Annotated in this window: 15 protein-coding genes; 10 read left to right on the top strand and 5 right to left on the bottom strand. The window is 71.8% G+C overall.

Annotated elements, in window-relative coordinates:
• Positions 1-85: 85 nt before the first annotated feature.
• A complete protein-coding gene (locus tag FB391_RS05190; protein ID WP_425462937.1) occupies positions 86-1162 on the top strand; it encodes an aldo/keto reductase in 1077 nt (358 codons plus the stop codon).
• A 136-nt stretch (positions 1163-1298) separates the two neighbouring features.
• Positions 1299-1901 (top strand): histidine phosphatase family protein, encoded by a 603-nt coding sequence (locus FB391_RS05195; RefSeq protein ID WP_141893248.1) that lies wholly within the window; start codon positions 1299-1301, stop codon positions 1899-1901.
• 12 nt (positions 1902-1913) lie between these two features.
• Here FB391_RS05195 and FB391_RS05200 read toward each other — a convergent pair whose 3' ends face one another.
• Positions 1914-2387, bottom strand: a complete 474-nt coding sequence (locus FB391_RS05200) for a GNAT family N-acetyltransferase (protein ID WP_141893251.1) — start codon at positions 2385-2387, stop codon at positions 1914-1916.
• Between the two features lie 96 nt (positions 2388-2483).
• Here FB391_RS05200 and dapB point away from each other — a divergent pair, with 96 nt between their 5' ends.
• Positions 2484-3314: a 4-hydroxy-tetrahydrodipicolinate reductase gene (gene dapB, locus FB391_RS05205; RefSeq protein WP_141893254.1), complete on the top strand. Its 831-nt coding sequence runs from the start codon at positions 2484-2486 to the stop codon at positions 3312-3314.
• Positions 3311-3760 (top strand): tetratricopeptide repeat protein, encoded by a 450-nt coding sequence (locus FB391_RS05210; RefSeq protein WP_141893256.1) that lies wholly within the window; start codon positions 3311-3313, stop codon positions 3758-3760. Before dapB ends, FB391_RS05210 begins: the two co-directional genes overlap by 4 nt.
• A gap of 8 nt (positions 3761-3768) precedes the next feature.
• On the opposite strand, the gene FB391_RS05215 is transcribed toward FB391_RS05210, so the two are convergent.
• The 4 genes from FB391_RS05215 to FB391_RS05230 form a co-directional block, all read right to left on the bottom strand.
• Entirely contained in the window at positions 3769-4695 is a 927-nt protein-coding gene (locus tag FB391_RS05215; protein ID WP_141893258.1) for a TIGR01777 family oxidoreductase, read from the bottom strand.
• On the bottom strand, positions 4688-5113 hold the full coding sequence (locus FB391_RS05220) for an OsmC family peroxiredoxin (RefSeq protein WP_141893260.1): 426 nt from the start codon (positions 5111-5113) through the stop codon (positions 4688-4690). Before FB391_RS05220 ends, FB391_RS05215 begins: the two co-directional genes overlap by 8 nt.
• 117 nt (positions 5114-5230) lie before the next feature.
• On the bottom strand, positions 5231-5851 hold the full coding sequence (locus FB391_RS05225; RefSeq protein ID WP_141893262.1) for a DUF4395 domain-containing protein: 621 nt from the start codon (positions 5849-5851) through the stop codon (positions 5231-5233).
• Complete coding sequence (locus FB391_RS05230) at positions 5844-6281, bottom strand: TlpA family protein disulfide reductase (RefSeq protein ID WP_141893264.1); 438 nt, start codon at positions 6279-6281, stop codon at positions 5844-5846. The genes FB391_RS05225 and FB391_RS05230 overlap by 8 nt, the downstream gene beginning before the upstream one ends.
• 128 nt (positions 6282-6409) lie before the next feature.
• Between FB391_RS05230 and FB391_RS05235 the strand changes: the two genes are divergently transcribed.
• The 6 genes from FB391_RS05235 to FB391_RS05260 all read left to right on the top strand — a co-directional run bounded on the left by FB391_RS05235 (position 6410) and on the right by FB391_RS05260 (position 12958).
• Positions 6410-7219 carry a thymidylate synthase gene (locus tag FB391_RS05235; RefSeq protein ID WP_141893266.1) on the top strand — a complete coding sequence of 270 codons (810 nt, stop codon included), beginning with the start codon at positions 6410-6412 and terminating at the stop codon, positions 7217-7219.
• Entirely contained in the window at positions 7216-7758 is a 543-nt protein-coding gene (locus FB391_RS05240; protein ID WP_141893268.1) for a dihydrofolate reductase, read from the top strand. Before FB391_RS05235 ends, FB391_RS05240 begins: the two co-directional genes overlap by 4 nt.
• A gap of 30 nt (positions 7759-7788) precedes the next feature.
• Complete coding sequence (locus tag FB391_RS05245; RefSeq protein WP_141893270.1) at positions 7789-8553, top strand: SDR family NAD(P)-dependent oxidoreductase; 765 nt, start codon at positions 7789-7791, stop codon at positions 8551-8553.
• A 230-nt stretch (positions 8554-8783) separates the two neighbouring features.
• The gene (locus FB391_RS05250; protein WP_185842949.1) at positions 8784-10166 is read left to right on the top strand and encodes a collagen-binding domain-containing protein; all 1383 of its coding nucleotides are present in this window, start codon (positions 8784-8786) and stop codon (positions 10164-10166) included.
• A 65-nt stretch (positions 10167-10231) separates the two neighbouring features.
• Positions 10232-11209 (top strand): 4-hydroxy-tetrahydrodipicolinate synthase, encoded by a 978-nt coding sequence (dapA, locus tag FB391_RS05255; protein ID WP_141893274.1) that lies wholly within the window; start codon positions 10232-10234, stop codon positions 11207-11209.
• Between the two features lie 72 nt (positions 11210-11281).
• Positions 11282-12958, top strand: coding sequence for a ribonuclease J (locus FB391_RS05260; RefSeq protein ID WP_141893277.1), 1677 nt, complete (start codon positions 11282-11284; stop codon positions 12956-12958).
• Positions 12959-12998: the final 40 nt, after the last annotated feature.

Consider the following 12998-nt stretch of genomic DNA (forward strand, 5'->3'; position numbering starts at 1 on the left):
CTCTTAGTACGCGCCGGGGGGTGCGTACAAGTGATCACGAAGAGCTCCGAGCCACCGGGTGAGGACCATCGTGAGGGGGTGGCACATGGCTTATTTCGGCGTTGACTCGGCGCTCGGTTCGACGGGCCCGGATGCCGCTGCCCCTGTCCCGACCGGCAGTGCCGGTCCGTCCGACGGCACCGTAGCGCGCGGACCTCACCCGTCCGCCCCGATCCCGGTGCAGGGGCCGGCAGTCGGCAGCAGCGTCCGCGTGGCGCTCGGTGACGGCGGACTGCAGGTCTTCCCGCTGATCCTCGGCGGCGCCGAGTTCGGCTGGAACGTCGACCTCGAGTCCAGCCACGCGATCCTCGACGCGTACGTCGAGCTCGGCGGCAACGCCGTCCACACCTCCGACAGCTTCGCCAGCGGCCGCAGCGAGCACATCATCGGCCAGTGGCTGCACTCGCGCGGCCTGCGCGACGACATCGTCCTGGGCGTCCGCGTCGGCGGTCACGCCGACAACCCCGGGCTCGACCCCGTGAACCTCGTGCGGGCCGTCGAGGCGTCGCTCACGCGCCTGCGCACGGATCGCATCGACGTGCTCTACCTCGACGCGACCGGCGGCAGCACCGCATCGCTCGAAGACACCCTCGCGACGGCGGAATGGCTCGTCGAGGCGGGCAAGGCCCGTGCGATCGGCGCGATCGGGTACACGGCGGCGCAGCTCGTCGAGGCGCGCATCTTCGCGTCCGCGGGCTACCCGCGCATCACGGTGCTCGATGTGCCGTTCAACGTGCTCCGCCGTCACGAGTTCGACGCCGACCTGCGCCTGGTCGCCGGCGCGCAGGGCATGGCCGTGACGCCGTCGCACGCCCTCGAGCACGGCTTCCTCGCCGGACGTCAGCGCTCCAAGCTGCGCGGGGCGCTGTCGGTGCGGGGTGCGCAGCTGGCGGCCAACCTCAACCGCCGAGGTGGTCGCACGCTGCGAGCACTCGATGGCGTGGGAGCCGACCTCGGCGTCCCGGATGCAGCCGTCGCCGTCGCGTGGCTGCTGGCGCAGAAGCTCGTCACCGCGCCGATCGTCAACGCGTACGCGCCGCAGCACGTCGAAGAGCTCGTGCAGGGCGTCGGGGTGCGCCTGAGCCGCAGCCAGCTGGCCGACATCGCGCGCGCGGCCGAGTAGGACGCACCCGCCGTCGTTCTCCACAGTCCCCGGGTGGCGGCATCCCGTCGCGTCCGGGCGTGACGTAATGTGGAGGACGTGCCCGCCCCACCGGGCCGAAGATCCCCCGAAGTACCTCGATGGCGAAGTGAGCGGCGTGACGCACTACATCTACCTCGTGCGGCATGGCGAGCACCAGGATGCCGAGCACGGACTCGCCGACGGGCCCCTCTCACCGCGCGGGCGTCGCCAGGCGTCGCTCCTGGCCGACCGACTGTCGGGCGTCCCGTTCGACGCCGTGTGGCATTCCCCCCTCGAGCGGGCCAGTCAGACGGCGCGCGCGGTCGCCGAGAGGATGCCGTCGCTGCAGCCCGAACCGTCGTCGCTCCTGTTCGACTGCGTGCCGACGGGCATGACCGACGAGACCCCTGCCGCCTTCGAGCCCTTCTTCGGATCAGTCACCGAGGCCGAGATCGAGGCCGGGCGCGCGCAGATGTCGGACGCGGTGAGCGAGTTCCTCGTGCGCAAGCGCGGCGAGGTGCACGAGCTGCTCATCACGCACAACTTCGTGATCTCGTGGTTCGTGCGCGAAGTGCTGCAGGCTCCGGACTGGCGCTGGATGACCCTCAATCAGGCGCACTGCGGCCTGACGGTGATCGCCCAGAAGCAGGGGCGTCCGTGGACCCTGCTGTCGCACAACGACATGTCGCACCTGCCGGTCGAGCTGCGCACCGGGCTTCCCGAGCTCTACCCGGTCTGACGACGCGTCGCCTCAGAGGGTCTTGGCGTACCAGCGCGAGGCGTTCGGGTTGTCGTTGTACGGCTCGATCGTCGTGAAGCCGGTGCGGGCGTACAGCGCCGCCGCCGCCTCGAGCGAGTGGTGGGTGTCGAGCACGAGCTCGGCCGCGCCGGACTCCCGTGCACGTTCCACGAGGTCCTCGACGAGCAGGCGTCCCCATCCGCGACCGCGCGTCTCGGGGCGCAGGTACAGGTGCTTGAGCTCGTAGCGGACGCCGAGAGGCCCCGGTGCGATGAGCCGGATGCCGCCGCAGCCCATCGGCGTTCCCTCGTCGTCGTCCAGCACGACGAACACGCCGGCGGGCGGCACGAAGGCGGCCGGATCGGGGAACGTCGTGCGATAGGCGACGCCCTGCTCGGCGAAGCCGGCGGTGCGTGAGCGGAAGTACTCGTCGAGCAGCCGGTGCGCGTCGGGGGCGTCGGCGGGGGAGGAGCGCAGGGTCACCACGCCTCCAGCGTAAGCGCTGACGGGGAGCGGTGCCGCCGGTGCCGGGGGCCCGTCGCGCACGTCCCGCGTTCCCGCGCCCCGCCTAGGATGGAGGTCATGACGACTCGCGTGGCCATCGTCGGCGGAACCGGAAAGCTCGGAGGCATCATCCGCGATGTCGTCGAGGCGGAGCCCGGCTACGAGGTCGCCGCCGTGCTGACCTCGCGCTCCGAGCTCTCGGAGCTCGAGGGCGCCGACCTCGTCGTCGATGCGTCGACGCCCGCGGTCTCGATCGATGTGGTCCGCGCGGCGATCGAGCGCGGCGTGAACGTCCTGATCGGAACGTCCGGGTGGTCGGCGGAGCGCATCGCTCTGGTGCGTCCTCTCGTCGAGGCCGCCGGCACGGGAGCGGTCTTCATCCCCAACTTCTCGCTCGGCTCGGTGCTGGGCTCCGCCCTCGCGGCGGCGGCCGCACCGTTCTTCCCCTCGATCGAGATCGTCGAGGCGCACCGCGAGACCAAGATCGACTCTCCCAGCGGCACGGCTGTCCGCACCGCCGAGCTCATCGCCGCCGCGCGAGATGCTGTCGGCCCGGTCGAGTCGCCGCACGTCGACCAGCGCGCTCGCGGGCAGCAGGTCGCGAGCGTGCCGATCCACTCGCTGCGCCGTCCCGGCGTCGTCGCCCGGCAGGAGACGATCCTCGCCGGCGCGGGGGAGTCTCTCACGATCGTGCACGACACGGTGGAGCCGGCCCAGGCCTATGCCGGCGGCATCCGCCTGGCCCTCGCGGCGGCTCGCGACGCGAAGGGGGTGACCGTCGGCCTCGACAGCCTGATCGACATCGGCATCGGACGCCCCGCTGCTCCCGCGGACGTCGCGCCGGTCGACGAGGGCGGCGTGCCGGGCCAGGTCGCCCGCGCGACCGAGTCCTTCACCGACGGACGATGAGCGCACGCATCGGCGTCGCCGTCATGGCGGTGCTGCTCGCGGTGTACATCGTGCTCGTGGGGCAGCGGGCGTGGCTGCTGCTCATGAGCCGCGACGCGGTCGGCGTCGCCATGGGGGCCGCGCTCGTGGTGCTGCCGCTCATCGCGGCATGGGCGCTCGGGCGCGAGCTGTGGTTCGGGGTGCGGGCCGAGCAGCTGGGCCGGCGGCTCGAAGCCGAGGGCGCTCTGCCCGACGACGCGGTGACGGTGCGTCCCAGCGGACGCGTGCTGCGCGAGGACGCGGATGCCGTCTTCTCGGCGTACCGGTCCGCCGCCGAGACGCACCCCGACGACTGGCGCGTCTGGTACCGCCTGGGCATCGCGTACGACGCCGCCGGCGATCGCCGCCGGGCCCGCGAGGCCGTGCGCACCGCCATCCGGCTCGAGAAGGGCGACCGCCCGCGCTGAGCAGCGGTTCAGGATGCGGGCGGCACCGCCGCCGCGACGGCATCCTCGACCGTGGGGTGCGTGAACGTGAAGCCTGAGGCGGTCAGCGCGTCGGGCACGACGTGCGCGTCGGTCGTGAGCAGGGCCTCCGTCGCATCGGGGCCGAGCACGAGCTTCATGCCCCACACGGGCGCCCGCAGCGCGTACGGCCGGTTCATGCGCACCGCGAGCGCGAAGCCGAGGTCGTTCGCGGTGGCCCGCGTCGGACCCGAGAGGTTCACCGGCCCGGTGAGGCGCGCGTCGATCACGTGCCGGATCGCGCGCACCTCGTCGTCGAGCGAGATCCACGGCCACACCTGGGTGCCACGGCCTATCGGCCCCGAGACGCCGAGCCGCGTGAGCGCCAGCAGCGGCTTGAGCACCCCCTCGGCATGGACGACGGGAGCGGTGCGGATGACCGCGACGGCGGCGTCCTCGCCGGCGCCGAGGGCCGCGCGCTCCCATTCGCCGCACAGGTCGGCCAGGAACGTCTCGCCGCGCGGGGCGTCCTCCGACAGGCGGGCGCCGGGCCTCGATCCGTAGTAGCCGACGGCGGAGGCCGAGACGAGCTGCGGAGCATCCGCCCCGAGCTCGCGCACGGCGCGCGCGAGGGCCCGGGTCGGCGTGATGCGCGACCACAGCAGCGTGCTCTTGTACGACGGGGTCCAGGGGAAGCGGCCGATGCTCGCGCCGTTAAGGCCGACCACGGCGCGGGCGCCGTCGAGCACGGCAGGGTCGAGCGGCTCGCCGGACGTCAGCCACTCGACCTCGTGTGGGCCCTGCGCGGGGCGCCGAACCAGCGTCGTCACCTCCACGCCGTCGGCGCGCAGGCACTCGACGAGCGTGCGGCCGATCAGCCCGGACGCGCCGGCGACGACCACACGGTCGCCGCCGGCGTGACGAGAGGGATCAGGCAAGCGTGGCCTCGAGCGTGATCTCGATGCCCGCGAGCGCTTGCGAGACCGGGCAGCCTGCCTTCGCATCCTGCGCGATGCGCTCGAAGTCCTCGGCCGACAGGCCGGGGACGACCGCGTTGACGTTGAGGTGGCTGCCGGTGATGCCGGTGCCGGGCTTGAACGTCACGGACGCGGTCGTGTCGACCTGCTCGGGCGGCGTGCCGTTGTCGGCGAGGGCGTTCGACAGCGCCATGTTGAAGCAGGATGCGTGCGCGGCGGCGATGAGCTCCTCGGGCGTGGTCACGCTGGTGGAGCCCTCGCTGCGCGCCTTCCAGTTCACCGCGAACGTGCCGGCGCCCGACGACGCGAGCGAGACCTCGCCGGCGCCGTCGAACAGGCTTCCCCTCCACGTGCTCTTGGCTTCGCTGGTGACGGTCATGAGGGCCTCCTCGCTCGTGGCGCGTCCGCGGTTCGGGACGTCTCGCGTCAGCCTAACCGCGAGGGATGACGCGGCGCGATGGTCCGTCGCGCGCGGGCGAGGTGCGCCTGGGGCGGTTCAGGCCGCGGCGGGACGAGCGCGGCCGATGATGCCGGCGCGCTGCAGCAGCAGATACAGCTGGCATCCGAGGCACAGACCGAAGACGGCGTTCAGGAACGCCGCGACGAAGGCCATCGCCGCCGCGATCGGCAGCGCCCACGGCACGGCGAACAGCTGCAGCACGAGGCCGATGACCGAGACGAACAGGCCGACGCCCTGCGCGAACCGCGGGGGACGTGCGTCCTCCCACTCGGTCGGCGCAGCCAGCCGCGGTGCGACCGCCCTGCGGTAAAGGACGCCCCACGGGGCCGTGCGCGGCCAGGCGACGCCCCACAGGAAGAGGACCGCCGCGAGCAGCAGCAGGAGGAAGCCGGGGTCCAGGACCCGCTGTGCCACGGTCGTGTAGCTGATCGCCCATGTGCTGCCGTTGGAGATGTAGACGAAATCCGAAAGCGGCTGGAACGCGAACCAGCCGAACGTCACCGGCATCTGGGCCGTCGAGATTCCCGTGAGCCCGAAGAACACCGTGATCAGCAGCAGCACCGAGGTGATGGCGGCTGCGAAGCGCGGAGCGCGCGGGTCGACCGTGCCGCGGGGCGCGCGGGGGCCCCGGCCGGCGGCATCCGCGCGGTCAGACATTCGCGCCCTCAGCGATGAGGCGCTTGAGCTCGAGCTCCAGCACGTCGCGGCCGGGCGTGCCGCCGAAGCGGGTCTGCACGACGCCGTGGCGGTCGAGCACGAGCGTGGTCGGCGTCTGCAGCACGTGGAAGTGCTTGGCGATGTCGGGCCGATGGGTGAGGTCGACGTCGAGGTGGCGCACCCCGTCATGGTCGTCGGCGATCGCCGACAGCGTGCGGTGGACGCCCGGGCAGCGGGCGCACATCTCTGTGCTGAACTGCAGGAGGGTGGCGACCTCGCCCAGCCCGTCGGCACCGAGACGGTGCGGCTCGACGACCTCGTGCTGGACGTCGTGACGCGGGCGCGCGGCGCGCCAGTTCACGAAGACGCCGAGGGCTGCGCTGCCTGCCAGCAGCAGGACGAGCGCGATGACGGCACCGACGAGGGTCACAGCAGATCAGGCTAACCCCTTTCGGGCGCGCCGGGACGGGATGAGCGAATATGACGCGCCGGATGTCACACACGGTCGACCGGCGGGTGTCCGCCTCCGGCGGCACTGCCGCGGGTATCGTGGCAGCCGTGACGACGTCGATCCCCACGCCTTATGAGGACCTGCTGCGCGACGTGCTGGAGCACGGCACGCACAAGGACGACCGCACCGGAACGGGCACCACGAGCGCGTTCGGCCGGCAGATCCGGTTCGACCTGTCTCAGGGGTTCCCGCTCATCACCACCAAGCGCGTGCACTTCAAATCGATCGCCTACGAGCTCCTGTGGTTCCTGCGCGGCGAGTCGAACGTCGCCTGGCTGCAGCAGAACGGCGTCACGATCTGGGACGAGTGGGCCGACGCCTCGGGCGAGCTCGGCCCCGTCTACGGCGTGCAGTGGCGCTCGTGGCCGACGCCGTCCGGCGGTCACATCGACCAGATCTCGCAGGTGGTCGAGCAGATCAGGACGAATCCCGACTCCCGCCGGCTGATCGTGTCGGCCTGGAACCCGGCCGACATCCCCGACATGGCGCTCGCGCCGTGCCACACCCTCTTCCAGTTCTACGTCGCCGACGGCAAGCTGTCGTGCCAGCTCTATCAGCGCAGCGCCGACCTGTTCCTGGGTGTGCCGTTCAACATCGCGTCCTACGCGCTGCTGACGCTGATGATCGCGCAGCAGGCGGGGCTGGAGCCGGGCGACTTCGTGTGGACCGGCGGCGACTGCCACGTCTACGACAACCATGTCGAGCAGGTGCGCGAGCAGCTCACGCGCGATCCCTACCCGTATCCGACGCTGCGGTTCGCGCGGAAGCCCGAGTCGATCTTCGACTACCGCTACGAGGACTTCATCGTCGAGGACTACCAGCACCACCCCGCGATCCGCGCCGCGGTCGCGGTATGAGCTCGAGCCTCGGCCGGAGCAGGGTCGGCCGCAGCAGCGTCGGCCTCATCTGGGCCGAGGCGCACGGCGGCGTGATCGGTGCGCACGGCGGAATGCCGTGGCACGTGCCCGAGGATCTCGCGCACTTCAAGGCGACGACGCTCGGCGCCCCCGTCGTGATGGGCCGCCGCACGTGGGAGTCCTTCCCGGCGCGCTTCCGCCCGCTCCCCGGGCGGCGCAACATCGTCGTCACCCGTCAGCAGGAGTGGCAGGATGCCGGCGCCGAGCGTGCGGCGTCGCTCGAGGCCGCGCTGACCCTCGCCGCGGCAGGCGACCCGGAATGGATCTGGGTCATCGGCGGCGGTCAGCTGTACAGCGAGGCGCTCCCGTGGGCCGATCGGCTCGAGGTCACCGAGCTCGACCTCGACGTCGCGGGCGACACCCGCGCCCCGGACCGCTCGGGATGGATCCCGGCCGCGGGCGGACCGGGGGAGTGGGCGACGTCGGGATCCGGCATCCGCTACAGGTTCCTCTCGCTGGTGCCCGGTCCCGCGTCCTGAGGCACGGCGTGCGGCAATAGGCTGGCGCGCATGGGCAAGACGGCACTCATCACCGGCGCGAGCTCGGGTCTCGGCGCCGAGTACGCGCGGCAGCTGGCGGCCAAGGGTGCCGACCTCGTGCTCGTCGCACGCGATCGCACAGCGCTCGACGAGCTCGCGAGCCGTCTGCGCAGGACGTACGGCGTCGAGGTCGAGGTGCTCGCGGCCGACCTGGTCAAGCGGCGCCAGCGCAACAGGGTCGTGGCGCGCGTGGCCGACCCCGACCGGCCCATCGAGGTCCTGGTGAACAACGCCGGCTTCGGGCTGCCGCTCGCGTTCGAGGGCAACGACATCGACGACGAAGTGCGCCACCTGAGGCTGCACGTCGAGGTGCCGATGCGGCTGACGCACGCCGCGCTCGGAGCGATGCTCGAGCGGGGGCACGGCCGGATCATCAACGTCGCCTCGGTGGCCGCGTTCATCCCGCGCTCGACGTACGGCGCGTGCAAGGGGTGGCTGGTGAGCTTCAGCCGCTGGGCGAACGGCCGCTACCGGGCGCGCGGAGTGACGGTGACGGCGGTCTGCCCCGGGTATACGCACACGGACTTCCACGAGCGCATGGGCCTCGATCCCGGTGAAGAGGGCGTGCCCGGCTTCATGTGGCTGCAGGCGAGCGACGTCGTGGCGCAGTCGCTGCGCGACGTGACGCACGGGTCCGCGGTGTCGATCCCGTCCCTGCGATACAAGGTGCTGGTCGTCCTCGCGCGGTTCGCGCCGCCCTCGGTCGCAGCGCGCATCGGCGAACGCGGCCGCTGACCCGTCCGGTGCGACCCGTCGACCGTGCGACGGTCGCCGGTCGAGAGAGCGGATTGGTTAGACTTTCTCGCAGACTCGCCGTGCGGCCCGACGCCCGCGAACCGCAGCCCCTCCCCGAGCGACCCTGCGGCGCGGGCCGGCCCGCGCGTCACATCTGCGGAGGGGCGGATATGCGGAACGATCGCGGACGTGTTCAGAAGCTGCGCGGGGACGCGCGACGCGATCGTCGGGTGGTCCGTCGCAGCGCTGCCGGCGTGGTCGTGGTCGGTCTGGCGGCTGTCGGGGTCATGGTCGCCGGCGCGGTCGCGCAGGCAGACGTCCCCGCCCAGTGGAACCCGTTCACGGCAGCGGGCGGCTACAGCGTCTACGCCCGCGAGGACGCGTTCCTCGGCGGGTCCGAGACAGAGGGTGCGATCGCCGTGGGCGGCACGCTCTCTGTGCGCGGCACCAGCGGCTACTACCCGGCAGTCCAGTTCGTGGCCGGCGCCGGCGACTACGTGCTTCCCACGGTCGACGGCGATCCCACGCGCGTGCTCGTATCGCAGTACGGGGGCGACGGCCGTATCGAGATCACCAACGCCGGCCAGGACCCCGTCGACCCCGCGACGACGGGCATCCTGAAGGTCGCCACGCCGAGCGACGCGTGGACGTTCGCCGAGCGGGGCGGCTTCACCCGGCACATCCGCGCCGGCGCCGACGTCGACGACGCGCCCCTCATCGATGTCAACGCGCTGCCCTGGCCGGGGACGGCCGATGCGGCGGCCGACGAGATCTACACCGCGGTGCCGGACGCCGCGGATTACGTCGAGGCGGACATGACCTGGACGTACGACGAAGCGGCCTCGTGCCTGGCCACCGTCGAGGATCCGGTGAACGACCTCGCGAACTTCCCGACGGTCGTCGAGGACACCTCTGGCCGCGTGGTCCTCGCGGGCATCTCCGCCGACCACCCGAACGTGATCGTGTACGACGCCGCCCTGGGTGCGCAGCAGGTCCAGTTCGCCGACGGCGAGCCCCTGCTCGGCCCCGCCAACCCGCTCGTGGTCGTCGTCCCCGCCGGGACGACGGTGGTCAACGCGCCGTTCGGTGGGAGCGCGAGCGCTCCGCACTACGTCATGTGGGACTTCACCGACGTCACGGGCGCCGTGACGGTGCAGCCGGCGACCGGCCCGCAAGGGCGCATCGTGGGCTCGCTGTACGGACCCGAGACCGACATGACGGTGAGCGCGGCACCCATCGACGGTCAGATCCTGGCGCGCAACCTGGACGTGACCGTCGGCAGCGGCGAGACCCATGCGTATTTCTTCCGCGGCGTCCTCCCGTGTCCGGCGCCCACGCCCACCCCGACGGTCACGCCCACTCCGACACCGACCATCACCCCGACGCCCACCCCGACGGTCACTCCGACCCCGACGGTCACGCCGTCTCCGACGCCGACCGTCGCCCCGACGCCGAGCGGGAGCACGCCGGGTGGCGAGCTGCCCGCCACCGGCGGCACCTTCGATCCGACCCTGCCCATCGCCCTGAGCCTGGCCGCAGTCGGCGCCGGCGCCATCCTGGCGGACTACGCGCGCCGCCGCAGCACGCGCAGCCGCCGCGGGGCGCGAGGCTGACCTCGAGGCGGGGATGCCGCGCCCGGCCGTACGCGGCGGGCGCGGCATCCCGATAATCTGAACTCATGACGCATACGGGCAATCCCTTCGGACAGGTCCTCGTCGCGCTCGTCACCCCCATGACGGCCGACGGCGAAGTCGACTGGCCCGGTGTCGAGAAGCACATCGACGACGTCATCACCGCGGGCGCCGACGGCATCGTCGTCACCGGCACCACGGGTGAGACGTCGACCCTCACCGACGCGGAGAAGCTCCGCCTGGTCGAGGTGGGCAAGGATGTCTCGGCCGGACGGGCGAAGATCATCACGGGCGGCGGCTCCAACGAGACCGCGCACGCGATCGAGCTCTACAAGGCCAGCGAGAAGGCCGGCGCCGACGGCATCATGATCGTCACGCCGTACTACAACAAGCCCACGCAGGCGGGCATCCTCACGCACTTCCGCCTCGTCGCCGATGCGACCGACCTGCCGGTGATCCTGTACGACATCCCCGCACGCACGGGCGTGCCGATCAAGTACGAGACGATCCTGCGCCTGGCCAAGCACCCGAACATCCTGGCGATCAAGGACGCAAAGGGCGACTTCAGCGAGGTCAGCCGCGTGCTCAACCAGACCGACCTCATGTACTTCTCCGGCGACGACGCCAACGTGCTGCCGCACCTCGCGATCGGCGCGACCGGCCTCATCGGCGTGACGGCGAACGTCGCCGCCCAGCCGTACCGCGTGATCGTGGATGCCGTCAACCGCGGCGATCTCGCGGCCGCGACCGCCGAGCACAAGCGCCTCGAGCCGCTCGTGCGCGCCCTCATGACCCACGTTCCCGGCACCGTGTCGACCAAGTACGTCCTGCACGGCCTGGGCCGGATCTCCAGCCCCCGCGTCCGGCTGCCGCTGGTCGGCCCGGAGGAGTGGGAGGCCGCGATGATCGAAGACGAGCTGGCGCTGGTGACCGACGTCGCCGGTGCGGACTTCTCGAACTTCCGCCCCGACCGCAACGCCGCCGCCGGCGGTGCGCTGCCGAAGGTCTCGGGCACCACGAGATGACGGATCCTGCCGCCGCGGACGCGACGGCAGGACAGATGAACGGATGCCGCGGCATCCGGAGGAGGCCTCACGATGCCCACCACCCTGTACGACCCGCCTGAGCTCACCGCCGGCACCCTGCGGATCGTCCCGCTCGGCGGCCTCGGCGAGGTCGGCCGCAACATGACCGTGTTCGAGTACGGCGGCAAGCTGCTGGTCGTCGACTGCGGCGTGCTGTTCCCCGAAGAGCACCAGCCGGGCGTCGACCTGATCCTGCCGGACTTCGAGCCGATCAAGCAGCGGCTCGACGACATCGTCGGCGTCGTGCTCACGCACGGCCACGAGGACCACATCGGCGCCGTGCCGTACCTGCTCAAGCTCAAGAGCGACATCCCCCTCATCGGGTCGGGGCTGACGCTCGCGCTCGTCGAGGCGAAGCTCAAGGAGCACCGCATCAAGCCGTTCACGCTGACGGTCGCCGAGGGCCAGCGCGAGAACCTCGGGCCGTTCGAGCTCGAGTTCGTCGCGGTCAACCACTCGATCCCCGACGCGCTCGCGGTCGCGATCCGCACGCCCGCGGGGCTCGTGCTGGCGACCGGCGACTTCAAGATGGACCAGCTGCCGCTGGACGGCCGCATCACCGACCTGCGCTCGTTCGCGCGGCTCGGCGAAGAGGGCGTCGACCTCTTCCTGGTCGACTCCACCAACGCCGACGTGCCCGGCTTCACGCCCACCGAGCGCTCGATCGGCCCGGTGCTCGACCAGGTGATCGGCAAGGCGCCGCGCCGCGTCGTCGTCGCCAGCTTCTCCAGCCACGTCCACCGCGTGCAGCAGGTGCTGGATGCCGCGGCCGCCCACGGCCGTCGCGTCGCGTTCCTCGGCCGGAGCATGGTCCGCAACATGACGATCGCCGAGGACCTCGGCTACCTGAAGGTGCCGGACGGCGTCCTCATCGACTACAAGAAGGCGCGGGACCTGCCGGACGACCAGATCGTCTACATGTCGACGGGCTCGCAGGGCGAGCCGATGGCGGTGCTCAGCCGCATGGCGAACCTCGACCACGCGATCGAGCCCGGTCCCGGCGACACCGTGATCCTCGCGTCGAGCCTCATCCCCGGCAACGAGAACGCGGTGTACCGCGTGATCGACGGGCTCACCAAGCTCGGCGCCAACGTCGTGCACAAGGGCAACGCCAAGGTGCACGTCTCGGGCCACGCCGCCGCGGGCGAGCTGCTCTACTGCTACAACATCCTGAAGCCGCGCAACGTGCTGCCCGTCCACGGCGAGTACCGGCACCTGATGGCCAACGCCCGTCTCGCGCAGGACACCGGCATCCCCGCCGAGCGCACCCTGCTGGCCGAGAACGGCACGGTCATCGACCTGCGCGACGGCATCGCCGAAGAGGTCGGCCAGCTCGACCTCGGCTTCGTCTACGTCGACGGCTCGACGGTGGGCGAGATCACCGACGCCGACCTCAAGGACCGTCGGATCCTCGGCGAGGAGGGCTTCATCTCGGTCATCGTCGTCGTCGACGCGACCACCGGCAAGGTCATCTCGGGGCCCGAGGTGCACGCCCGCGGGTTCGCCGAGGACGACGCCGTGTTCGAGGACGTCAAGCCGAAGATCGCCGCCGCGCTCGCCGAGGCCGCCCAGTCCGGCGTCCGCGACCAGCACGCCCTCTCGCAGGTCGTGCGGCGCACCATCGGCCGCTGGGTGAACCAGTCGCTGCGACGCCGGCCGATGATCGTGCCGCTCGTGATCGAGGCCTAGCGAGATCGCTGCTCGGGGCGGGGCGATGCCGTTGTGGGCG

The sequence above is a fragment of the Microbacterium kyungheense genome (assembly GCF_006783905.1).
Lineage (GTDB): Bacteria > Actinomycetota > Actinomycetes > Actinomycetales > Microbacteriaceae > Microbacterium > Microbacterium kyungheense.

Bases quoted from the DNA above. Each gene is read 5' to 3' on its own strand.
- FB391_RS05210 (WP_141893256.1), top strand. From the start codon at position 3,311: ATGAGCGCACGCATCGGCGTCGCCGTCATGGCGGTGCTGCTCGCGGTG.
- FB391_RS05260 (WP_141893277.1), top strand. From the start codon at position 11,282: ATGCCCACCACCCTGTACGACCCGCCTGAGCTCACCGCCGGCACCCTG.
- dapA (WP_141893274.1), top strand. From the start codon at position 10,232: ATGACGCATACGGGCAATCCCTTCGGACAGGTCCTCGTCGCGCTCGTC.
- FB391_RS05245 (WP_141893270.1), top strand. From the start codon at position 7,789: ATGGGCAAGACGGCACTCATCACCGGCGCGAGCTCGGGTCTCGGCGCC.
- dapB (WP_141893254.1), top strand. From the start codon at position 2,484: ATGACGACTCGCGTGGCCATCGTCGGCGGAACCGGAAAGCTCGGAGGC.
- FB391_RS05240 (WP_141893268.1), top strand. From the start codon at position 7,216: ATGAGCTCGAGCCTCGGCCGGAGCAGGGTCGGCCGCAGCAGCGTCGGC.
- FB391_RS05190 (WP_425462937.1), top strand. From the start codon at position 86: ATGGCTTATTTCGGCGTTGACTCGGCGCTCGGTTCGACGGGCCCGGAT.
- FB391_RS05220 (WP_141893260.1), bottom strand. From the start codon at position 5,113: ATGACCGTCACCAGCGAAGCCAAGAGCACGTGGAGGGGAAGCCTGTTC.
- FB391_RS05225 (WP_141893262.1), bottom strand. From the start codon at position 5,851: ATGTCTGACCGCGCGGATGCCGCCGGCCGGGGCCCCCGCGCGCCCCGC.